The 23,913-nt window shown below is 45.4% G+C and carries 20 protein-coding genes; 6 read left to right on the top strand and 14 right to left on the bottom strand.

Annotated elements, in window-relative coordinates:
• Positions 1-115: 115 nt before the first annotated feature.
• On the top strand, positions 116-1,006 hold the full coding sequence (gene cysM / locus DVO77_RS04210; protein ID WP_110456432.1) for a cysteine synthase CysM: 891 nt from the start codon (positions 116-118) through the stop codon (positions 1,004-1,006).
• 467 nt (positions 1,007-1,473) lie between these two features.
• On the opposite strand, the gene der is transcribed toward cysM, so the two are convergent.
• From der to rlmN, 8 genes are all read right to left on the bottom strand, one after another.
• Positions 1,474-2,943, bottom strand: coding sequence for a ribosome biogenesis GTPase Der (gene der, locus DVO77_RS04205; protein WP_110456433.1), 1,470 nt, complete (start codon positions 2,941-2,943; stop codon positions 1,474-1,476).
• Positions 2,944-3,035: 92 nt separating this feature from the next.
• A complete protein-coding gene (bamB, locus tag DVO77_RS04200) occupies positions 3,036-4,223 on the bottom strand; it encodes an outer membrane protein assembly factor BamB (protein WP_110456790.1) in 1,188 nt (395 codons plus the stop codon).
• A gap of 11 nt (positions 4,224-4,234) precedes the next feature.
• Positions 4,235-4,858 carry a YfgM family protein gene (locus tag DVO77_RS04195; RefSeq protein WP_119977448.1) on the bottom strand — a complete coding sequence of 208 codons (624 nt, stop codon included), beginning with the start codon at positions 4,856-4,858 and terminating at the stop codon, positions 4,235-4,237.
• Between the two features lie 13 nt (positions 4,859-4,871).
• Positions 4,872-6,143, bottom strand: a complete 1,272-nt coding sequence (gene hisS, locus DVO77_RS04190) for a histidine--tRNA ligase (protein ID WP_110456435.1) — start codon at positions 6,141-6,143, stop codon at positions 4,872-4,874.
• A 148-nt stretch (positions 6,144-6,291) separates the two neighbouring features.
• Positions 6,292-7,407, bottom strand: a complete 1,116-nt coding sequence (ispG, locus tag DVO77_RS04185) for a flavodoxin-dependent (E)-4-hydroxy-3-methylbut-2-enyl-diphosphate synthase (protein ID WP_119977447.1) — start codon at positions 7,405-7,407, stop codon at positions 6,292-6,294.
• A 19-nt stretch (positions 7,408-7,426) separates the two neighbouring features.
• A complete protein-coding gene (rodZ, locus tag DVO77_RS04180) occupies positions 7,427-8,434 on the bottom strand; it encodes a cytoskeleton protein RodZ (protein WP_119977446.1) in 1,008 nt (335 codons plus the stop codon).
• The gene (gene pilW / locus DVO77_RS04175; RefSeq protein WP_119977445.1) at positions 8,434-9,219 is read right to left on the bottom strand and encodes a type IV pilus biogenesis/stability protein PilW; all 786 of its coding nucleotides are present in this window, start codon (positions 9,217-9,219) and stop codon (positions 8,434-8,436) included. Before pilW ends, rodZ begins: the two co-directional genes overlap by 1 nt.
• A gap of 36 nt (positions 9,220-9,255) precedes the next feature.
• On the bottom strand, positions 9,256-10,377 hold the full coding sequence (gene rlmN / locus DVO77_RS04170; RefSeq protein ID WP_119977444.1) for a dual-specificity RNA methyltransferase RlmN: 1,122 nt from the start codon (positions 10,375-10,377) through the stop codon (positions 9,256-9,258).
• A 146-nt stretch (positions 10,378-10,523) separates the two neighbouring features.
• On the opposite strand from rlmN, the gene DVO77_RS04165 reads away from it, so the two are divergent.
• Together DVO77_RS04165 and DVO77_RS04160 are read left to right on the top strand one after the other, a co-directional pair.
• Positions 10,524-11,639, top strand: a complete 1,116-nt coding sequence (locus tag DVO77_RS04165) for a CNNM domain-containing protein (RefSeq protein ID WP_110456440.1) — start codon at positions 10,524-10,526, stop codon at positions 11,637-11,639.
• Positions 11,640-11,767: 128 nt separating this feature from the next.
• Positions 11,768-13,510 (top strand): bifunctional metallophosphatase/5'-nucleotidase, encoded by a 1,743-nt coding sequence (locus DVO77_RS04160; RefSeq protein WP_119977443.1) that lies wholly within the window; start codon positions 11,768-11,770, stop codon positions 13,508-13,510.
• 31 nt (positions 13,511-13,541) lie between these two features.
• On the opposite strand, the gene DVO77_RS04155 is transcribed toward DVO77_RS04160, so the two are convergent.
• The 3 genes from DVO77_RS04155 to DVO77_RS04145 form a co-directional block, all read right to left on the bottom strand.
• Entirely contained in the window at positions 13,542-14,006 is a 465-nt protein-coding gene (locus DVO77_RS04155; RefSeq protein ID WP_308444026.1) for a GNAT family N-acetyltransferase, read from the bottom strand.
• A gap of 145 nt (positions 14,007-14,151) precedes the next feature.
• Positions 14,152-14,454, bottom strand: coding sequence for an NrfJ (locus tag DVO77_RS04150; protein ID WP_110456443.1), 303 nt, complete (start codon positions 14,452-14,454; stop codon positions 14,152-14,154).
• Between the two features lie 133 nt (positions 14,455-14,587).
• On the bottom strand, positions 14,588-14,806 hold the full coding sequence (locus tag DVO77_RS04145) for a DUF3820 family protein (protein ID WP_110456444.1): 219 nt from the start codon (positions 14,804-14,806) through the stop codon (positions 14,588-14,590).
• Between the two features lie 529 nt (positions 14,807-15,335).
• On the opposite strand from DVO77_RS04145, the gene DVO77_RS04140 reads away from it, so the two are divergent.
• From DVO77_RS04140 to DVO77_RS04130, 3 genes are all read left to right on the top strand, one after another.
• The gene (locus tag DVO77_RS04140) at positions 15,336-16,079 is read left to right on the top strand and encodes an AAA family ATPase (RefSeq protein WP_119977441.1); all 744 of its coding nucleotides are present in this window, start codon (positions 15,336-15,338) and stop codon (positions 16,077-16,079) included.
• Entirely contained in the window at positions 16,039-16,467 is a 429-nt protein-coding gene (locus tag DVO77_RS04135; protein ID WP_110456446.1) for a CopG family transcriptional regulator, read from the top strand. Before DVO77_RS04140 ends, DVO77_RS04135 begins: the two co-directional genes overlap by 41 nt.
• 436 nt (positions 16,468-16,903) lie before the next feature.
• Entirely contained in the window at positions 16,904-17,728 is an 825-nt protein-coding gene (locus DVO77_RS04130; protein WP_119977440.1) for a M90 family metallopeptidase, read from the top strand.
• A 24-nt stretch (positions 17,729-17,752) separates the two neighbouring features.
• Here the strand turns inward: DVO77_RS04130 and DVO77_RS04125 are convergent, their stop codons facing one another.
• From DVO77_RS04125 to aceB, 3 genes are all read right to left on the bottom strand, one after another.
• Positions 17,753-19,153 (bottom strand): HDOD domain-containing protein, encoded by a 1,401-nt coding sequence (locus DVO77_RS04125; RefSeq protein WP_119977581.1) that lies wholly within the window; start codon positions 19,151-19,153, stop codon positions 17,753-17,755.
• A gap of 531 nt (positions 19,154-19,684) precedes the next feature.
• Positions 19,685-21,010: an isocitrate lyase gene (aceA, locus tag DVO77_RS04120; protein WP_119977439.1), complete on the bottom strand. Its 1,326-nt coding sequence runs from the start codon at positions 21,008-21,010 to the stop codon at positions 19,685-19,687.
• 134 nt (positions 21,011-21,144) lie between these two features.
• The gene (gene aceB / locus DVO77_RS04115; RefSeq protein WP_162924141.1) at positions 21,145-22,773 is read right to left on the bottom strand and encodes a malate synthase A; all 1,629 of its coding nucleotides are present in this window, start codon (positions 22,771-22,773) and stop codon (positions 21,145-21,147) included.
• Between the last annotated feature and the right edge of the window lie 1,140 nt (positions 22,774-23,913).

The raw sequence follows: 23,913 nt of genomic DNA, 5'->3' as shown, positions 1-23,913 counted from the left end.
AGTTTGGAATAAAAACAAACAATACATTATATACTTATTGTGAATTAACCTTGTGTTACTGTCGCTGCGAAACACATAATAATGACTGAATATATACCAGTGCAGAGGGTTACAAGTGTCTGAATTTCCAACTATTGAATCTTATGTAGGCCAAACGCCTTTAGTCAGACTGCAACGGCTTACTGCTGGTAGCCAAAGTACAGTACTGGTTAAGCTTGAGGGCAATAACCCTGCTGGTTCAGTTAAAGATCGCCCTGCACTTAATATGATTATTCAGGCTGAAATTAGAGGCACGATTAAACCAAGTGATACGCTTATTGAAGCCACCAGTGGCAACACGGGGATCGCATTGGCAATGGCGGCAGCGATCAAAGGCTATAAGATGATTTTGATCATGCCGGATAACGCCACCCAAGAACGTAAAGATTCAATGCAAGCCTACGGCGCAGAGCTCATTCTCGTCACTAAAGAGCAAGGAATGGAAGGTGCGCGAGACTTAGCATTGCAAATGCAACGCGAGGGTAAAGGCATTGTACTGGACCAATTTAATAACTCAGATAATCCTGATGCACATTTTCACTCTACCGGCCCTGAAATCTGGCAACAAAGTCTAGGCAAGATCACCCATTTTGTATCAAGCATGGGAACAACGGGGACCATAGTTGGTGTATCTCGTTATCTTAAAACTCAAAACCCAGACATTTGTATTGTTGGGCTACAACCATCAGAAGGTAGCGCCATTCCGGGCATTCGCCGCTGGCCTAAAGAATACTTGCCGGGTATTTATGATGATTCAACTATTGATGAAGTGATGGATATTGACCAAAAATCGGCAGAAAATACCGCCCGAGCATTGGCTCAAAAAGAAGGGATTAGTGCAGGGGTGAGCTCAGGAGGGGCTGTTTTTGCCGCTATTGAGATAGCGAAAAATAATCCAGGTGCAGTTGTCGTTGCCATTGTTTGTGATAGAGGCGATCGCTATTTGTCGTCAGGGCTATTTTCTTAAGAAGCACATCCCATAGTGAGGCAAATTGATGGTGCTAGGTCTTGTATTTTGGCACAGGGAAATACAAGACCTGACACTGAATATCTTACGTGAACCATTTGCAGAACCAAGCTGCACCTAGCCTATCAATATTTGTTATCCTTTTCAGTGTAGCCAAACACAGCCTTTCACCATTCTATTAGATACGGCAAACAACCAAGCAGAATTCGTATCGTTCACTTTATATCGTTAATTGCTACCTCACATCAAACAGCACAATTGATGACGACTCACCCCATGCGTTTATGATCAATATCTGCAATCGACTCTGGCGGCTTTAGCAAACCTTATGACTAAAAACTAACAGAGTATCCGAGCAGCTTGAGGGCTACAAATCATTGCTTTTAATGAGGGTTAACGTTAAAACAATCGACAAAAAGGCCAGCGATAATCGCTGGCCTTAAGTCAAGTTAATCTAAGTGATGAGACTACTTCTTACTATCTTTAATATGCGTCATCATACGCTTACGGCGACGCTCTTGGCTAACAGTAAGTTTCTTACTGTTCATACCTTCAAACGGGTTACCGCCCTCTTGGAAGCGCACCTGAATTGGCGTGCCCATCACTTTAAGCGAACGACGGAAGTAGTTCATCATAAAGCGTTTGTATGAGTCAGGTAACTTCTTCACCTGGTTACCGTGAATAACCACAATAGGTGGGTTGTAACCACCAGCATGCGCATATTTAAGCTTAACGCGACGACCGTTAACCAGTGGTGGCTGGTGATCGTCTTGCGCCATCTGCATGATACGAGTCAACATTGAGGTACTGACGCGGCGCGTTGCACTCTCATAAGCTTCTTGTACCGATTCAAATAGATGACCAACACCTGTGCCATGCAGCGCCGAGATAAAGTGAATACGTGCAAAATCGATAAAACCAAGGCGACGGTCAAGTTCGCTTTTAACCCTATCTTTTACTTCTTGGTCGATACCATCCCACTTGTTTACCGCGATAACCAGCGCTCGGCCAGCGTTTAACGCAAAACCTAATAGCCCTAAATCTTGCTCGGCAATACCTTCGCGGGCGTCCACAATCAGTAATACCACGTTGGCATCTTCAACCGCTTTCAAGGTTTTAATAACCGAGAACTTTTCGACGGTTTCATGCACCTTACTGCGACGACGCACACCTGCGGTGTCGATGATCACATATTCTTGACCGTCGCGCTCTAACGGAATATAGATACTGTCACGCGTGGTGCCTGGCTCGTCATAAACCACAACGCGCTCTTCACCCAAAATACGGTTGGTTAGCGTTGACTTACCGACGTTAGGTTTACCGATAATCGCTAGCTTAATGGGTAAATCCTGCAGGCGTTTTTGCTCGGCCTCCGCTTCTTCTTCGGTGTATTCACGCTCATCTTCAGGCGCTTCTTCATCCGTGTCGCGGGTTAGCCCCATCGCTTCTGCATAGGGAGCGAGTGCGTACTCAATCATGTTGGTGACACCGCGTCCCTGTGAGGCAGCCATTTGGTACACTTCGCCTAAGCCAAGCGCCCAAAACTCAGCACAGGCTGAGTCAGCATCGATACCATCGACTTTATTGGCCACCACAAAAGTGGTTTTTTGGCGGCGACGTAAATGCTCTGCAATCACCTGATCAGCAGCGGTTAAACCGGCGCGTGCATCGGTTAGAAACAGGACCACATCGGCTTCTTCAATCGCCGCTAATGACTGCTCAGCCATGCGGGTTTCAATACCCTCTTCGGTGCCGTCGATACCACCGGTGTCGACCACGATAAACTCGTAACCTGACAGATGAGCACGGCCGTACTTACGATCCCGAGTCAGTCCAGGGTAGTCAGCTACCAAGGCATCTCTGGTGCGCGTAAGACGATTGAACAGGGTCGACTTACCTACGTTTGGTCGGCCAACAAGGGCCACAACTGGAATCATTTTCTTGCCTCTAATCTACACATTTTTAAACATCTAAAATAAAAAGCCCCCAGAACTAACGTCCAGGGGCTTCATAAACTGTAAAGCTCGCCTTATGGAAGCGTTATTCTAGCAACCTTGCCATTACGCGTCTGTAGATAGATTTTATCATCTATTACTAGCGGCTGGCTAAACAAACCTGAACTATCCACTTCAACACGACCGACTATTTTACCACTGGTACGATCGATAAAGTGTAAGTAACCTTCATAATCACCCACGACGATATAATCTTGGTATACCGCTGGCGAAGTCAAATCACGATTGGTCAGCTCACTGTTGCTCCAGTTTTCTAACCCATTGCGTTTATCGACCGCGTAAATACGGCTATGATCATCGACCAAATAAAGATTTAACCCTGCGGTGTCCAGCTCATTAAAGCTGGAGTATTTACGACTCCATACGATACGACCACTGCGTAGCTCCATCGAGACTAAATTACCGTTAAAACTGACGGCATACAGGTTTTCACCACTGATCAGTGGTTTCATGTCAACGTCTGCCATACGGGTAAATTCATTGCCCCCTTTTGGGGTATAAATGGCTTGCTCCCATGCGGCTTGACCATTGTTTTTAATGACAACGGCAATCTTACCATCGGCGGTTCCCACAAAGAAACCACCGGCCTCATAGATGGCCGAGCCAGTGCCGCGCAGTGTCAATGTGGGCAGTTTGCTTTTGTACACCCACAGCAGTTCACCGTCATCGACATTATACGCCTCGAGGGTGCCTGAACTGGTGTTAACAACCACCACATCTTCACCAACTGTGGGGGCTGATAGTAACTCACCACCTGCGACCACATCCCAAACAATCTCACCAGTTTCGGCGTCAAGGGCAGCAAAGAAACCGCTTTCACCGCCAACAAAAACTTTGTTTCTGGCTGCAGTAACGCCAGCCGCTAAACGGGCACCATCATTTTTCGCTAATGGGCGATCTCGAAATGAGGCGCTGATATCGACGCTCCATACTGTTTCACCAGTGGCTTCATCAAAGGCTGAAATTTGCCCATAACGATCAACCGCATACAACTTACCGTAACGAACCGCTGGACGCAGATCAGAATAGTAATCGCCCACGCCACTACCGATATTGGTACTCCAGCTTACTTCTGGGAATACGCTAGCCTCGATCTCTGGCAGTGGACTAACGGGTTCCTCTTCGACATCATTTGAAGAGCAAGCGGTCAGCATGCTAATGCTCAGACCGCAAGCGAGTAACGTTTTGCACCAAGACTTCATGGGCAGCATCCTTATGCCTTGTTCAGGTTATCAAGCTTCATCTGAAGCGCTGGGCTAGTGGTCGTGCCGCCATTATCTATGGCAGACTGGTAGGCACTCTTTGCCTTATCGGCTTCACCCTGACGCACTAAAAAGTCACCTTTTAGCTCGTCGCGTTGTACCGCGAACGCGGGCGCTGACACTTGCTCTAGTGTCGCGATAGCCGTGGCAAATTGACCTTGTTCGGCCTGCACACGGGCAAGACGCAGAGTCGCAACCGCCACTAAGCCTTCGTCAGCTTGAGTCGCAACGACTTGTTTTAGCGACTGCTCGGCTTTATCTAAATCGCCGGCTTCAACTGCCGCCTTAGCGACAATAAGTTCTAGCAAGGCTTGGTAGCCTGTTTGTCCTGCATGCTCTTTAGCAAAACTTTCTGCGGCGGCTAACATACTGGTGTCAGAGGTAACCGAGGCGCTGACGGTTTGAAACACTTCAGAGGCGGCTTGCGACTGTGCCACTTGATAATCTGAATAGTAGTTCCAACCATAGAGGCCACCGAGACCGACAACGGCACCGATAACGATAGAGCTACCGTAATCTTTCCAAAACTGTTTGATAGCATCGACTTGTTGTTCTTCTGTGCTATAAATTTCCACGTTCAACTTCCCCTTAAATGAGTTCTGCAATGTAAGTTGCTAACGCATCACGTGCAACTAATTGTTGTTCTTTATCTTCACGCAGATATTTGACGGCCACTTGTTCATTCGCCAGTTCATTCTCGCCAATCAAGATAGCCACTGTCGCTCCGCTTTTATCGGCGCGCTTCATCTGTTTTTTAAAGTTACCGCCACCACAATGGCTCATCACTTTAAGTCCCGGGATATCGCGTAGTTGTTGCGCAATCTTAATGGCTTCAACGCGGCAATTATCCCCCATCGCCGTGACATACACATCCACTGGACCACGTACATCGTCAGTTAACTCAAGGGTTTCTAGCATCAATACGATGCGCTCAAGCCCCATTGCAAACCCAACAGCAGGCGTGTCTTTGCCACCTAACTGGCCAACAAGGCCATCATAACGACCACCAGCAAGTACGGTACCTTGGGCGCCGAGACTGTCTGTAACCCACTCAAATACCGTACGATTATAATAATCTAAACCACGGACTAAGCGAGGGTTAATCGTGTATTGGATACCAACAGCGTCAAGTAGTTCACATAAATGTGAAAAATGCGCTTTGGTCTCTTCACCTAGGTAATCCATCAATTCTGGCGCATTAACCAGTAAGGCTTGTACCTCTGGGTTTTTAGTGTCCAGTACCCGTAGTGGATTGGTGTACATGCGGCGCTGGCTATCTTCGTCCAGTTGCTCTTTGTACTGCTCAAGAAAGGCAATAAGTGCATCGCGATATACCGCACGTTCAGCCGGATCGCCAAGGGTGTTAAGCTCAAGCTTTACATGCTGGCTAATGCCCAGTTTTTGCCACAGACGCGCCGACATCATTAACACTTCGGCGTCCACATCGGCAGAGCCTATGCCGTAGACTTCGACACCAAACTGGTTGAATTGGCGATAACGTCCTTTTTGCGGACGTTCATGACGAAACATGGGCCCCATGTACCATAAACGTTGCTCTTGGTTATACAGCAAACCATGCTCGTTACCCGCGCGCACTGTTGACGCAGTCCCTTCTGGGCGCAACGTTAAGTAATCACCATTGCGGTCGGCAAAGGTATACATCTCTTTTTCAACAATATCAGTTACTTCGCCGATAGAGCGCTTGAAAAGATCGGTACTTTCAACAATTGGCGTTCGAATTTCGCTATATCCATAGGCAGCAACGGTATCGCGTAACACTGCTTCTAGTTTTTGCCATAAAGGGCTTTGGGTTGGCAGAATGTCGTTCATTCCGCGTATCGCTTGGATCTGTTTGGCCACTGTTCAACTCGTCCGAAATTAGCTGTAAAAATAAAAAAGCGCCTCGCATTATAGGCGCATCATGCATAAACGCAAAACTGGCGACTAGCGCCAGTGAGCTATGCCACAGTGGCGGACATTACCGCGACTGTGACACCAAAAAATGGGGTTACTTACTGATATCGCTCGCCGGGATGCGGGCATTAACTGCCGCCACTTTAGCGCGTATTTTCGCCTCGAGCTGATCGACAATATGTTCATTATCGAAACGCTCTTTTTGACGAACACCATCGGCATAATAGCCACTCTTACGATGGCCACCGGTCAGACCGATATCTGAGACTAGCGCCTCACCGGGTCCATTGACCACGCATCCAATAATTGACACATCCATAGGGGTAACCACATCTTCGAGGCGTTGCTCGAGAGCGTTAACGGTAGCAATCACATCGAACTCTTGGCGAGAACACGATGGACAAGCGATAAAGTTAATCCCACGAGAGCGAATGCGCAGTGACTTTAAAATATCAAAGCCAACTTTAATCTCTTCAACTGGATCGGCGGCTAGTGAAATACGCAGGGTATCGCCTATGCCTTCTGCCAATAACATGCCTAAACCAACGGCAGACTTTACCGAGCCCGCGCGGGCGCCACCTGCTTCGGTGATACCAAGGTGCAGTGGTTGTTTAATCTGCTTAGCCAGTAAACGGTAAGACTCGACGGCTAAAAACACATCGGACGCCTTAACACTGACTTTAAACTGATCGAAGTTGAGGCGATCGAGAATATCCACATGCCGCATGGCTGACTCAAGCAGCGCCTCGGGTGTGGGCTCTTTGTATTTGTCCATTAGATCTTTCTCTAATGAACCGCCATTAACACCGATACGAATAGGAATATTTTTGTCTCTAGCACATTCAACCACACTGCGAATACGCTCTTCATTACCTATATTGCCAGGGTTGATACGCAGGCAGTCAACGCCGTATTCAGCCACTTTAAGGGCAATACGATAATCAAAATGAATGTCGGCAATAAGCGGAATATTGGTCTGCTGTTTAATCAACTTGAAGGCTTCGGCGGCATCCATGGTGGGCACAGAAACACGCACCAGATCGGCGCCGACTTTTTCTAAGGCTCGAATTTGAGCCACGGTAGCGTCAACATCGGTAGTGCGAGTATTGGTCATCGATTGCACAGCAATAGGTGCGCCATCACCGATAGGAACATCACCCACATAAATACGTGTCGATGGGCGTCTAATGATTGGAGACTCGTTGTACATCTTAATTTACTCTTCTACGTCAAAGATTGGCTGAGCTAGTTAATGTCAATCTCGCCACTCGCCCCTTAGGGAACTTGGCCAAATCGATGTTTTTGCCATTGATACTCAAGGTCAGCGATTGCGGCGCACCTAATATAACCTTAAACGGTTCCTGCCCAAAGACATTCAACTGACTCCCAGCCTTCTTTAAACCGTTAACTAAGGTTTTGCCTTGCGCATCGGTAACCTTAATCCAGCAATCATCACTTAAGTTCATCGCCACAGCCGACGCAGTTGAAGCACCTTGGCTGTTTGAGCTGCTTACTGGAGTTTGGATAATTGCAGCGGGGGGGGCGATAGCGGTCTCGCTAGCACGTTCAGTCATCCCTTCTGTCTCTGTTACTGCAGTTCCAGAATCATTAGCCCCAGATACCATAGATTGAGCAACACTGGAACTTGGAGCATTGAGTTCTTCAGGGGTAACCACATCTTCTGCTATTTCATCAGCTTTAATCAATTGCTGACCAGCATCAAACAGCGTACCCGTCGGGTTGGCCGATGCTTCAAGGGATATATCAGCGACCTCCTCTGCAGTTAACTGTGACAGATCAACCGCTGCCATATCTGACTTTTGTACCCACCAAAGCACGAGTAAAGCCAATAAGACGAAAATAATAAAGTAGGTGACCATCATCAGGCGGCCATCTCTGGCTTGACGGGTAGTTTTTCGTGAAAAACTCTGCATAGTTGGTGCATTGATCACCGGAAAATGATGCGCCAACGCCTCGTCAAGCTCCTGCTTGTTTAAACCAACGATACGGGCATAGTTTTTAATATAACCTTTGGCGTAGGTTACCGAAGCGATATTATCAAAATTGTCAGCTTCAATATCGATAACAATGGAGGGGCGTAAATGCAGTAAATCTGCCATTTGTGCCACACTTAACCCCTGTTTTTCTCGCGCTAGCTTGAGCAGCTCGCCAAGTTTTGGGGCCGGATGAGTGCTATTATCATCGCTATTGAGCATATCGATTTTATCATCTGTCATTAGTACATACTTTCTCGATACTGCTTAGCCTCATCAGAGCTAGGAAATTTAGCCAGTAATAAAATACCAAATTTCTTCATCGCTTCCGTATTATTGAGGCCTTGCTCTATTTTAATTCCCAACGCTAGACTTTGAGCGGACTCAGCTACAACTCTATGATAACGAGCTAATCCATCTTTGGCCGCTTGATAGTGACCGAGCTCAAAATCTATTTCACTCAGTTCTAATAATGAAGTTGCACGGCGAGGATCGTAATTAAGCGCCATGCCAAAGTAACGTTGTGCTTTTTTTAAATCACCCGACTCACGGCTGCAGATCCCTAAGTTTTCATAGCTGGCTGCAGAACGGGTATATTTGGGCATTTTGACCGCTTTAAGGAACATTTGTTCAGCTTGGTCATACTTTTTCTGCTGACATAAGAAGACGCCGAAGTTATTCATCGAGTCTCCCGTAGCATCGCTAGCATTAATCGCTTGACGATAGGCTTTTTCGGTCAGTTCAATTTCACCAACAGCCTGATAATAGTAGGCGAGCGCCACGTGGACATCTTCGAGATTGGGAGCGAATTCTAATGCTTTATCAAGGTTATACTTGGCTTGCTCGCTGTTGCCCTTTTGTAGATAGGTCAACCCCAGTTGAACTCGCTGACGCGCAGCTGAGACATTATCAAAGGCACGCTCAGTAACCGGCACATCGGTGCCGCTATAGGTTCGTTCGGTCACACAACCTGACATCATTAAGGATGTCAGGCTAATCAACAACACCATTTTTGGCTTTTTGAGCATGATTCGCAAGCCTATACTATTAGCAGATACAATAAGTTAGTTTATTGTGACTGAAATCTGACTATCTTGCATGCGTTTTTTCGCTAAACGTTTAGTTCTGTCTCGAATATCACCGGCTAACTGCCCACAAGCCGCGTCAATATCATCGCCGCGAGTCTTACGCACAATAACAGTCAAGCCATATTCCATCAACACCTTAGAGAATCTGTCGATACGTGAATTTGACGAGCGACCATAAGGCGAACCTGGATACGGATTAAAAGGGATCAAATTGATTTTACACGGGGTGTCTTTCATCAATTGGGCCAATTCATGGGCTTGCTCTGTGCTGTCATTAATGTGATCAAGCATCACATACTCAACCGTCACTCGGCCACGGTTGGCATTTGACTTGGCTAAGTAACGACGAATAGCCGCTAAGAAGTCTTCCAAAGGATACTTTTTATTAACGGGAACGAGCACATCACGCAGTTCATCGTTAGGGGCATGAATACTGACCGCCAGCGCCACATCTAAATTATCGCCAAGTATATCTAATGCGGGCACTACACCAGAGGTAGATACCGTGACCCGGCGCTTAGATAAACTAAAACCAAAATCATCAAGCATGATATCGATAGCAGGCATGACGTTTTTCAGGTTGAGCAGCGGCTCACCCATTCCCATCATCACCACGTTTGAAATCGGACGATCACCCGTCTCTTTTTGAAAACCTAAAAAATGACACACACGCCAGATTTGGCCGACAATCTCTGACACCGTCAAGTTACGGTTAAACCCTTGCTGCGCCGTTGAACAGAAGGTGCACTCTAGCGCACAACCCACTTGCGACGATACACACAAGGTGGCACGGTCTTCTTCAGGAATATATACCGTTTCCACTTCTTGGCCGTTACCTACGTTGATGGCAAACTTGATGGTGCCGTCAGCAGATTTTTGGTAATTAGAGATCTCAGGAGCAACAATTTCACAGCGCTCGGCAAGCTTGCCACGCAGCACCTTGTTGATATTGGTCATCTCTTCGAAGTCACTCACGCCAAAATGATAAATCCACTTCATCAATTGATCGGCACGAAACGGCTTTTCACCCATCTCGGAAAACAATGCTCTTAACCCTTTACGGTCAAGATCCAATAAATTGATCTTTTTCTCACTCATTTTGACTAACCTCAACACCAAATACCTGCCACAGGGCGGCGAATTATACAGACACCTGCAAATTTTAGCCAGCAACGAAATAGACTATGATATTATTGCCGCTGAGCTAATATTGGCTTGTTACTCGGAGTTATTTTAACCCCACTATGATAACCCTTATTGTGATTATCTTGGTCGCTATTGGAGTCTCGTTTCTCTGTAGCGTATTTGAAGCAGTACTATTATCTGTCACACCTAGCTACATTGCTAATTTGAAAGAGACTAATCCTGCAGCAGCTGAACGTTTAAGTCAGCAAAAGGCTAATGTTGAGTCACCTCTGGTGTCGATTCTAACGCTCAACACCATAGCTCATACTGTCGGTGCCGCGGTGGCGGGCGCACAAGCTGCAAAAGTCTTTGGCGATGAAATGTTAGGTATATTTTCTGGTGTACTGACGTTCTTAATTCTGTTCTTTTCAGAAATTATTCCGAAAACATTAGGCGCAAACTATTGGCGCAGCCTAGCCCCTAGCGTATCGCTGGCCTTAGTCTGGATGGAACGTATTACCAAACCTTTAATCTGGATGTCGCAGCAAGTGACCCAATTAATGGGTAAGGGTGATGACGGTGCCTACATACGCCAAGAGTTGAGTGCGATGGCCAAGATTGGGCATGAGTCAGGTGAGCTCGACGAGCAAGAGTCTAAAATTTTAACCCAGATGTTATCGGTTAAAGAGATGCCAGTTACTGCGATCATGACCCCCAGAACGGTGATGTTCAGCTTGGACGGCAATATGACTCAACAAGACTTTGCGAAAAGACACCAAAAAAGTCCGTTTACTCGCATCCCCATATTCGAGGATGATCGCGATAACATCATAGGTTACATCAACCGTAACGCGATATTGCTGTCTGAGCGTAATACGCCCGACGCCCCAATTTCGGCACTGAAGCGTAACTTGCTGATCGTCCCTGAAACAGCAAAAATATTACCGTTATTTGAATTGATGATTAAACGCAGCACCAAAATTGCCATGGTCGTCGATGAATACGGCAGTAACCAAGGTTTGGTGACCTTAGAGGACATTATTGAGTCGCTACTGGGACTTGAAATCGTTGACAGCAATGATCCGGTTACCGATATGCAGCAACTGGCGCGTAAGTTATGGAAACGTCGAATGACCCATAAAGGTATCCGCATCTCTGATGAAGGCGCCTTCGACGACGATACCAGTAACGACCATATTGGCGACGATAAACAACAAGATATTGTCATTAAATAAGCCTAACTGACATAACGGAGCCTCAACACGCTCCGTTAGATAATATAGCATTTTAAAGGGAAGCTTCGGCTTCCCTTTTTCATTTTAGTTTGGTGCGTTATAATCCTTCTTTGAAACAAGAGGCCTACATGACAATAAGATATACCCTTAAGCTTGCGCACATTAACGACACCCATTCACATTTCGACCCTTCTCGGGTGCAATTTTTACTTACTGAGCAACAAAAGCAGTATGAAGTGTATGGCCATAGTGGTGGTTATGCGCGCATTGGCTATCACGTTGAACACGCGCGTAAGCAGGCAAAAGCCTCGCGGCAATCCTTCTTATTTCTCCATGGCGGCGATAGCTTTCAGGGCACTCTTTATTTTAATCAATTTAAAGGTGTGGCCAATGCCGACCTATTAAGACGGCTTAGCCCAGATGCTATGGTGCTAGGCAATCATGAAGTTGATGCGGGCAACGGCCCAGTAAAAGACTTTCTCGACGCTATCGACTTCCCGCTATTAGCGGGTAACATGGATCTGAGCCAGGAAGAGGCTAATAAAGAGGCGCCACTGAGAAATCATCCACGCCTATTTGACTATGCTCACCAAGAGAAGATAGCCAAAACTTTACTTAAACCGCTTGGCAATACTCAAATGGCGATCATGGGGATAACCCTAGATCAAATGAAGTTGATCGCGCGCCCCGATGACGACACGCTATTTGCCAATGCCATCGACACCACGCGAAATACCGTTAATGCATTACACCGCCAAGGGATAAAGCACATAATTGTGCTGAGCCATTTGGGTTGGGACATGGACAAGCAACTGGCAGCGTCAGTTGATGGCATCAGCCTTATCGTGGGCGGCCACTCCCATACCCTGCAGGGTGATTTTGCCAGTCTAGGCATTAATGCCCTCCCCTATGGTGAGCGCATCAATAACACTCCTATTTTGCATGCTGGTAAATACGCCGAAACATTAGGGCTGTGTAATATCGAATTTAATGCCCAGGGTGAAGTTACCGCCCTTGATGGCAGTAACTATTTTATGCTCGATAAACACTTGATCATCGAATCAGAAGAGCAAATCAATCCCGAGGTTTATCAGCAGCTGTGGCAACAACTCGATGACCACCCCCATGTATTATGGGATGAACAAGACGATGAAATACATAGGGTTATTCAGCAGCAATATCGCCCAGCGATCACCGCGCTGGAACATCAAGTGCTGGGTTTTATTCCTCGCAACTTAGTTCATACCCGCTTGCCCAGTAAGGCACTTCCTCACGGCAGTGAGATCGCCCCTTGGGTATGTAAAAGCATTTATCATGAAACCAAGCGGTTAAACACTGAGCTCGACTTTGCCCTACACAATGCCGGCGGTGTGCGTCAGTCGTTAAATAAAGGTCCGGTGACCATGGCCGATGTATTAGGCCGCTTATTGCCCTTCGCCTTACCATTAGTGCAATACCGAATTCAGGGAAAGTTTTTATATCAGACTATAGAGTCGGCGATTAACTCGGCAACAAATAACAGTATTTCTGGTACTGGGGCCGGTAGTTTTCCGTACACTTATGGTTTGCGCTATTGCTATGATGGTCGCCGCCCCATAGGTGAACGGATCCTCACGCTAGAGGTGTTAAGGATCCAACATGAGCAAAAGTTATGGTATCCAGTGAGCCTCGATAGCTATTATTATGGTGTCTCATCAAACTATACGGCGTCAGGCAAGGAGGGCTACCATCCGCTGCTCGAAGCGCAGTGGCAACATCCTTTAGAGGAGTTAACCCTACCTAACGCATTCATTCGCTTTATGGAACGTCAGCAGGGGTTAAACGGATTATTAACACCGCAAGTCGAATACACCAGCCATCTTTGGCCTTAAGCTTAGCCCTAGTATTTAATTTAACAAAAGATTATGACAGCGTTTTTGACAAGTAAAAGGCTTGGAATACTTGGCCACACTTCTCTTGATAACGCCTGTGATGCAAGTTAAAGCCTTGGGAGGTAAATAGGGCGTGCGACAGCCTAGAGGCATCGACACTCAAACGGTTAACACCTGTTTGCAACGCCCATCGCTCAACGGTTTGATACAGCGTCTTTGCAAGTCCCTTCCCTTGATATTCAGGCAACACATATAAGCTGTCGATATAACCACGGCTATGAAAATGGGTTTCAACATTAATAAACCCAACACATAGCCAATGTTCACCCACATACTGCTCAGTATCAACCATTAGCCAGGCTGCTGTCCGCGTCAGTCGCTTATGCCAATGGTAGGCCGATCTTGGTGCCGCTGACCAAGCCTGTTTTTGCGCCGCGCTGTAATGGCACTCCGCAATCTGTTGCACTGCACTGTGGTAAAGTCGACTGACTTGCAAGGCATATCCAGCCTGATAAGGGATCACACTGTACATAGATAGTTAAGGTAGTCTTAAAGTGACGCTAGTTTGCATTAAATCGAGACAAAAAAATAGCACCGATAATGGCATATCGGTGCTATTAAAAGAATAGTAAGCAGACGGGTTATTTTTTATCGATACGGCCAACAAATAATAATTCATCAAAAGTGCGATTCAGTGTTTTGCTAGTGAAATCATTCATCCACATCTGCTCTTGCACGACAACGACATCACCTTTGGTTAATTCGACCTGAGGGCCAGCAGCCCAAAAGGTTTTATCCGCTTGTTTAATCTGTACATAGGTATAACCACCTGCATTCATGGTGTCGAGCACTTTACCTTCATGCACAATACCCGCCGCCCATGCGCTCGAAATACCCAAAGCCAGAGTAGCCACTGCAACCAAACGTACTAATTTAGCTATCATCATCTTTCCTTATCTAATTTAAGATCACCTTTGCATTAAAGCATGCCTTAGGTGATAAATCTTTAGTCGATTCAGGGAAATTGCCTAGCAATACTAAAGTTTTAGAGCAAGCTCTCATTCCCAAATATTAAGGTTACTGCTTGGGAACTAATAGCGGCGCAAGCATTTCCTCTAATCCATTGAGTTTGATCTCATACATCAAGGCCAACTGTTGACCTAGCTTACCCTCAGGAAATCCTTTGCTATGGAACCAAACTAAATAAGGTTCGGGTAGCTGAAGTAACTTACGTCCGGCATATTTGCCAAACGGCATGGTTTGATTAATTGCTTCGAGCAGCAGCTTGTCATCCATTGAGTGTCCTCATCTGGGAGCCATTTGGGAGCCATTTGGGAGGGCTATTGGAACATAAAGTACCATCCCTGCCTAGCCTTGGATGCTTCCCTAAGTCTTAAGTCACACCCTAATCACCCAGCTGTCTCCATAAGAGATATATTAAATTTGAATGTAAAACCTAAACACCAAAACAAATTAACATATAAGCAACCCTGTTTATCTACCTATGCCATATCCATCCGAGTCATGTTCCGTATCATAACGTCATGCAAAACATATAACTCATTGTTAAAAAACATATAATAAAAAATTAAACCACTGCGACGATTAGCGCCAACTTTTTGCCGCTCATCCATCTAGGTCAATATAATGGCGCCTGCCATTATCAAAAAAAAGTGTCAAAAATCATACTGTTGACGGATAACACATTAGCCCCTAAATTAACAAACAAGATCGATTCAGCAAGGCGTTAAGTAGCGTCCCCCTCAGGGATTTACGAGCTAAAAATCAATAACATCGGCAATCATTCACAGTCGAGAGGAACGAAATGATCATTTTAGTTGGCGGTGAAAAAGGCGGCAGCGGCAAGAGTTGCTTAGCCCAAAACGTAGCTGTATTTCTAACGATAGAGTGTGGCGCCTCGGTTATCATGGTTGACTGCGATCCCCAGCGCACCACATCAGACTGGATCCAAGCGCGCAATAACAATAGCAATTTAGCCAGTATTAACTGCGTGCAGTTGTACGGTAAAATTCGCAACGACTTGCTCAGCCTAGAACAGCATTATGATTTCGTGATTGTTGATTGTGGCGGACAAGATAACTTAGCCCTTCGAGCGAGTATGTCTGTGGCCTCTCATGTATTGATGCCGCTCAGACCTAAACGCCGCGACCTCAAAACCGTAAGCCATATGGACGATATCGTCGCCACGTGTATGATGATTAACCCTAACATGCGCGCTTCATTTGTTATCACTCAATGCCCTAGCCTGCCTAATCAGGCCAATCGCATTATCGAAGCCAAAGAAGTCTGCAAAACCTACGATATTAATGTACTCGATGCGATCACTTACAGTCGTAATATTTATGATGACAGTGAAGAGTCAGGTTTATCCGTTATGGAAACCGACCCAAAAAGCAAAGCCGCCGACGAGATCCGCACTATTGCCTGTGAAATGTTGCAAGCTGCCAGTGCCACGGAAATACGCAAGCGTCTCACCAAAAAGCAGATGGATAAGTTAAGAGGTAACTATGGGACTGGCGGATCTCAAGAAAAACGCTACGCAGTGTGAACAAAACAATGGTCAGCGACAGGCTAAACAGGTTTCGTTAGATGCATTGATTAATGACTTCATTAATGATGCCGACCATTATGCCAGCGGACGCCCCGAGCACAGCCGCACCGCGGCACAAGTCATTGCACTTGAAACCGGCTTTAATGGCGTACGCGAGCCACTAACCTTACCCTCAAGTGCGGCTGTAGCGCAGCGTAATAAAAACGTCGCGCCCTACCGAAAAGCGACCTTCACCTTGAGCGAGTCCGCTATCGCCCATCTGGCTGAATTAGCCGATGGCTGTGATATGGCTAAATCAAAGTTAATCCGCTGTTTGATTGAACATCATTACTCACTTAATGACACCGAACGTCGACAAACAGAGCAATCAATGCATGTCGATTAACTCTAAATGTCAATCAAATAACGTAACAGAGACTCAAAACTCGCGTTTGAATACGAAAAAATACACTTTACGAAGACAGTAAGGCCCCTATTTCTTCCGACCTTTTCTGGCAGTGAACTTTCCCAAATAGTTCATCCACGCTGCCAGCTTTTTTTTGTTTCAGCCACTTTACTGTATTGATTACCATCTCATGAAAGCAAACCTACCGTTACCCTAATTAGGCAAGGCTCCCAAACCACAATTCAAACAAGACAAGACCTTCAATTTAGCGGATGACAGTCCAACGACAAGGTTGTAGTAACAAGCACTTGTAATGCATTTATTGGGACTCGGGTACTCAAGGTGACTTATTGCACACCACCAAAGACAATGCACCTCGCCCTTGAAAACCCATTGCGCGCCCAAATATCAATCATATCGAATAAAGGAGATTGAAATGCTGGCAATTTTTCTCATAGTCTTGCTTAGCGGCGCAGCCATTAGCTATATTTTGCTCAAGCCAGCATATATCAGGTTTAAACGGCACAAAATTAAGGCTCAACCTTTTCCTCGCCATTGGCGCACCATAATCAAACGGCGTATGCCCTATTTTCGCGCTTTACCGAGTAACTTACAGTTACAACTTAAACAACACATCAAAATTTTTATTGCCGAAAAACAATTTATTGGCTGCCAAGGTATCGTGATTGATGATGAAATCAGGGTCACTATTGCAGCACAAGCATGCCTGCTCTTGCTCAATAGGAATACAGACTACTATCCCAAATTGAAACAAATATTGGTCTACCCTAGCCTCTTTATCGTCAACAACTCACTGCGTAATACCGACGGCGTAGTATGGAATGGACAAAACGTCTTGTCGGGAGAGTCATGGGAATTTGGCAAGGTGGTTCTGTCATGGGATACCGCGAAAGACGATGCCGCTCAGCCTAATAATGGCCATAATGTGGTTATCCATGAATTTGCCCACCAGCTAGACCAAGAGGATGGTCACTCCAACGGCGCGCCTATTTTAGCCTCACCCCGAGATTACGCCACGTGGTCTGAGATAATGCGTAAGGAATATGCAACCTTACAATATCAAGCTGAACATCGGCTCCCCTCACTGTTTAACTATTACGGTGCGACCAACCCGGCGGAGTTTTTTGCGGTCGTCACTGAAACTTTTTTTGAGCAGCCTGAGCCATTTTATCAACAACATCCAGCACTCTATCAGCAGATGAGTCAGTTTTTTAAACTCGATCCTGTCAACTGGCATTAATAGGATTTTACTTTAAAAGTGGATCTAATGACCTAATGTCATAGACAAACACAGATTGGTAAGTTGCGCAAAGTGGGTAAAACGCTCAAAGTCATCTTGAATAATTGGCCTATCTGAACTGTGGCGATCCGCATACAAAATACCAATCACTTTATTGTCGATGATCACTGGAGCCAACATAAACCCCGTTGCCGAGGTATGCTTAATGAGTTCGCTCGTAATATGCAAACGCCATTTATCTGCGTAAGGATTATCGATTAACAGCGACAATTTGCGATCTATACAGTCAGAAAAGACACTTTTACGTGGCAGCAGCTCAATAAGCAAATCATGCTTCATCGACTCGGCGTTATCACCCAACACAATGCGCGGTTGCAAGCGTTTGCGATTTGGCGACAACAACATGACACTACATCGATCGAGCCCTATACCCATTAACATCCCCTCCAAGGTAATGCCAATGACCTCATTAAAGTTAGCTCGGCTCATGGCGCAGTCGGTTAATTGGCGGAGCTTATTCATTTGTACGGCGACATTCGGTTGACGTAACGGGTTCATTGCAGCAGCCTGCTCCATCGGCAATGCCAACTCCTTAGTACTAGGTAAATAATCCACTAACACGTGAGCACCATAACTTTCGGCTAACTTTTGGGTGGCGTCACTACAGCTAAGCATACGATTTTTAAATTCATCTATATCGATAGCTAACATATCCGCCGCCTGCTTTATCCGCTTATTAAGCATGATCATGTCGATAGGATTAGCTTGCATCTGCTCACTGATCTTATTAGCTAAAAAAATAGCCCTGATCTCCGGCATACGGTCATCGGGGTGAGATAACGACTTTACCAATACATCACCTAAGCCCCAACTTCTTGCAATACCTATCGACAATTGGTTAAAAGAGGTGCCTAAATGCTCGCGTACTAGGCCGCTTTGCAATGCAGGTTCGGCGAGAGTTAAGTCGGCGTCGAGCCGCTCGGTGATCTCTCCGCCCATACTCCAAAAGGCACTTTCGCCAAGATGATAAAGTAATGCCGCAACAAACACCTCTTCTTGTAACTCTTCATCGTGCTCAATAAGCATCATTTTAGCCAACATTGCCGCCTGAAAAGCGCGCGCCATTAAACTCAGCAGACGTTGGTATACAGGCTCAGATAAGCCCTTGTTATCTAATAGGCTACTAAGGAGTTTAGCGGTGATACAGATATTACGTATAGTATCGAAACCTAATACCACAGCTGCGCGGCTGATCGTAGTGACATGGGAGATGCCCTTATTGTATATCGCACTATTCGCAACCCGTAATATGCGCGAGGTTAGCGCATTATCATGCATCACACTACGACCTAAAATGGCCAAGGAGGAGGTATCATCTTTGGCCAGTTTCTCTAACGATTTGACCATAGATGACAGCGCAGGCATCTCTTGTTCACTGATGCGTTTGGCCCAATAATCGGTGCCTTTACCTGGATTAATAGCCTTCAATGGTTACTCGACTCTAAGAGAAATGAAATAGGGTCACAGCGCCACAACCCACACTAAGTAGCCATAAGTATAGACCCACAAAAAGATTAACATAACAGATACATATAAACATGACTTTATACTTTTGCATTACATCACAGTTTTACCATTTTACTTAGCACATTGGGAATGAGTAACCACAGGCTTCACAACTTAGCCGACAGCGAGTGAAGGCATCTATTAATGCCGATTCCCATGTAAAAAACTGCATACAATACTGACAGATTATTGTTTCAAACGAGTATGAGTAAATACGGTCAGAGGGTTTTAAAAAGAAAGGGAGGCAATAAAAAAGGCGACTCAAGGTAGGCCGCCAAAACACGCTAAATTGTCTATCCAAGTTGGATGAAAATAAAAACCTCGCACTGCACGTAGGACACAGTGCGAGGAACAACCGCTGTAAACTACAGCAAGTCGAAAGGGTTACCCTTAAAACTGATCTTCTTCGGTAGAGCCTGTCAGTGCAGTCACTGAAGATTGACCGCCTTGAATAACATTTGTCACTTTATCGAAATAACCAGTACCCACTTCTTGCTGATGCGCCACGAAGGTATAACCTTTCTTCGCCGCGGCAAATTCCACTTCTTGTACTTTTTCAACATAGTGCTTCATGCCTTCGCCACGAGCGTAGTCATAAGCAAGATCGAACATGTTGTACCACATGTTATGAATACCGGCTAAAGTGATAAACTGGTACTTATAACCCATATCAGACAGCGCTTGCTGGAAGCGTGCAATAGTGGCGTCATCCAAGTTTTTCTTCCAGTTAAATGAAGGTGAGCAGTTATAAGCAAGCAACTGATCTGGGTATTGCGCATGGATTGCTTCAGCAAAACGGCGTGCTTCTTCTAGATCGGGCTTAGCGGTTTCACACCAGATAAGATCGGCATAAGGTGCATAAGCCAGACCACGCGAAATCGCTTGTTCGATACCTGCATTCACGCGGTAGAAACCTTCAGATGTACGCTCACCAGTAACAAAATCAGCATCATATGGGTCGCAATCAGAGGTCAGTAGATCAGCAGCATTGGCATCAGTACGCGCAATAACCAGGGTTTCAACGCCACTTACATCGGCTGCAAGACGTGCAGAGACCAGCTTCTGTACCGCTTCTTGAGTTGGTACTAGTACTTTACCACCCATGTGACCACATTTTTTCACTGACGCTAGCTGATCTTCAAAGTGAACACCGGCCGCACCTGCGTCAATCATATTTTTCATTAGCTCGTAAGCATTCAAAACACCACCGAAGCCGGCTTCAGCATCGGCAACGATCGGTAGGAAGTAATCAGTGTAACCTTCATCTTCTGGATTAACTTCGTTGCTCCACTGAATTTGGTCAGCACGACGGAACGAGTTATTGATACGTTGTACGACTGCTGGCACTGAGTTCGCTGGGTATAGCGACTGATCTGGGTACATGGTGCCCGCGAGGTTGGCATCGGCCGCGACCTGCCAACCTGAAAGGTAAATAGCTTCGATACCGGCTTTAGCTTGTTGTACTGCCTGACCACCCGTTAAAGCACCTAGCGAGTTAACATAGCCTTTTTTCGCGCCGCCATTAACCAACTCCCATAGCTTGGCAGCACCGCGAGTTGCAAGAGTATTTTCTGGCACAATTGATCCGCGTAAGGCGACTACTTCTTCCGCTGTGTAAGGACGACGAACGCCTGCCCAGCGAGGATTTTCAGCCCAGTCCTTTTTTATCGCATCAATTTGCTCTTGACGTGAAATCTGTGTAGTTGCCTTAGTCATAATCATCTCCATAAGTGTGTTAGGATTCAGTGCCAATCAATACTGCTTCATTCCAAAGGCGCTAAATATTGCGAGTTGGGGTAACCCATTTACCCCATTTATTCGAATTAAATTAATAGGTTAAATCGATAAAACTAATCAGCCTGCGTTAAAATTTCATAACCTGGTAATGTTAAGAAGTCGACCAGCTCATCAGAAGTGGTGATCTGCTCTAGCAGCACCGCCGCTTGGGTATAACTACCACGGGTAAACCTATCAGGCCCGACTTCAAGTTTGACGTTGGCTAACTCCTCAACGAGCATCTCTTTAAATAAATCCTTAGTCACCAGTTTGCCATTGGACAATTTCTGCTTATGTTGGATCCACTGCCAAATAGAGGTGCGAGAGATCTCAGCGGTCGCAGCATCTTCCATCAAACCGTAAATAGGCACACAACCATTACCATTGATCCAAGCTTCGATATATTGCAGCGCAATGCGAATATTGAGGCGCATACCGGCTTCGGTTCGCTCACCGTCACAGGGTAATAGCAGATCTCGGGCTAAAATCGGGGCATCGACATCACGAGTGATATGCAATTGATTGACATGATCTTCACCAATATATTCGTTAAAAATACTCATAGCCGTATCAGCAAGACCAGGATGTGCCACCCAAGTACCGTCGTGACCGTTGCGCGCTTCGAGCTCTTTATCGCCACGAACTTTGGCTAGTACCGCTTCATTTTGCGCTGGATCTTTAGCAGGAATAAATGCTGCCATTCCGCCCATGGCTAATGCACCACGCTTATGACATGTTTTAATCAAGAGTCGAGAATAAGCACTCAAAAATGGCTTATCCATGGTGACGGCTTGTCTATCAGGTAATACACGATCTGGATGGTTTTTAAGGGTTTTAATATAGCTAAAGATATAATCCCAACGACCACAGTTAAGCGCTACGATGTTTGAGCGCAGCTCATAAAGGATCTCTTCCATTTCAAACACAGCAGGGAGAGTTTCAACCAAACAGGTACATTTGATGGTGCCCGGTGTTAAACAAAAACGTTCTTCAACAAAGGCAAATACCTTGGCCCACCAGCGCGCTTCAACATGGCTTTCCAGCTTAGGAATGTAAAAATAAGGTCCACTGCCTTTTGCCAATAGTTGACGATAGTTATGGTAAAAATAGAGACAAAAATCGAATAGCGAACCAGGAATAGGCTTACCGTTAAACTCGACATGCTTTTCAATAAGGTGAAGGCCACGTACGCGGCACACCAATACAGCAGGGTCGTCTTTTAAGGCGTAATGTTTACCCGTTTCCGGAGCGGTAAACTCAATCTCACCGCGCACCGCATCACGTAAATTAATTTGACCTTCAATCACCTTAGACCAACTGGGGGCCAGTGAATCCTCAAAATCGGCCATAAACACTTTAACGTTAGCATTCAGGGCATTAATGATCATTTTACGATCAACTGGGCCAGTGATCTCAACCCGGCGGTCGGTTAAATCATCAGGAATACCACGGATTTGCCAGTCGCCATCTCTGATAGCGCGAGTTTCAGGCAAAAAGTCAGGTAAACTGCCCCCATCAATCACTGCTTGCTTAGCTTTGCGAGCAGCTAATAACTTAGGCACTTCATCGGCAAACTCACGACATAACACTTCGAGTAAACTCAGTGCCCCCTCATTAAGTACCGTTTCTTGTCCTTCAACACTTTCACCCGTAATGCGAATGGATGTGTCCGTCTGCTCTTTATTTAATACTGGTTCAGTCATCCTGATATCTCCCGAGTGCATAGCGTCGCGTCTTAATGTATGTATTTAGTAAGCTCTAATTCATTTGATTCTGCCTGCTGAGACTCGTTATTCGCGGCAGTTTGTTTCTAAGGTACGACGTAACACAATTAACAACTCACTAACTAAACCGCAGAGACTAAATGTCGCGATGATCATGAGTGAAGCGCTTCTACATGTACCTTTTGAATAAAACCTACTAACAAAAGGTTGTATTTGCAACAGTCAACTTAAACATAAAATTAACAATAAGAGCAATTCACACCACTATAAAATTGGTATTACCAAACACAAAAACCAACCTAGATCGCTGATAATAAAAGAGTTTAATTAATGGCAATCAAATATCACTTAACGCTAACTTAAGTTGTCTGACAATTTGACCAAGCTGCCACCAATGAAACTTATAACGTAATTTAATTACACCGAGTAATAAAAAAAACACACAACAACAAGCTTCAGTAAAAGCTACAAAGGGTCAAGTATGTTTTGATTAACCTTATAGGCAATCATCGAAAAGAGTTTAAAATCAAACTAATAAGAGAAAATATCCTCACACCAAAATCAAACGATCGTTTTAAAGCTACGTTAACGTAAAGGTTAATCATCGCGCAACCAGCGCTACGCAACATAACCGCAACGTTTGTCGATCAACATCACAAAAAACATTGGTTAACCGGCACTTTTTTATAAAAAATCGACTTTGATACATATTTAGTTAAGTGAGTAGCCCATTGTTAAATGAACCAGATATAAACAACTCCTATGATATGAGGAAAAAACACATAAAGCAGACTCTGACTTTAAGCTGAGTTCCTCACAAGCAGAAAGAACATCAGCAAAGAGCAAACATCAAAGATGTGAATATAGAGGTAAATTAACCGCAGATTTAAAGTGGGTGTAAACCATAACCATTAACAACCTAGCTTTTAAAAAGAAAGTTAGTAAAAATCATTGAAAAAATTGCCAAACTCGACAAGTAAATTAGCCCTGGTGATTTGTAGATAGGATCATAGTCACATGAAAAAGCTATATACCGTTCAGTAGCCAAATCTAGTATTTGGCCTTTACTGTTAAAGTGCCGAGCCTTGGCATAACAAGCCGCTAAGCTGGACTACTCAC

The organism is Shewanella algidipiscicola (assembly GCF_003605125.1).
In the GTDB taxonomy this organism is placed as follows: domain Bacteria; phylum Pseudomonadota; class Gammaproteobacteria; order Enterobacterales; family Shewanellaceae; genus Shewanella; species Shewanella algidipiscicola.
Note: the sequence above shows the minus strand (reverse complement) of the source record. Positions and strands in the feature narration are given on the sequence as shown.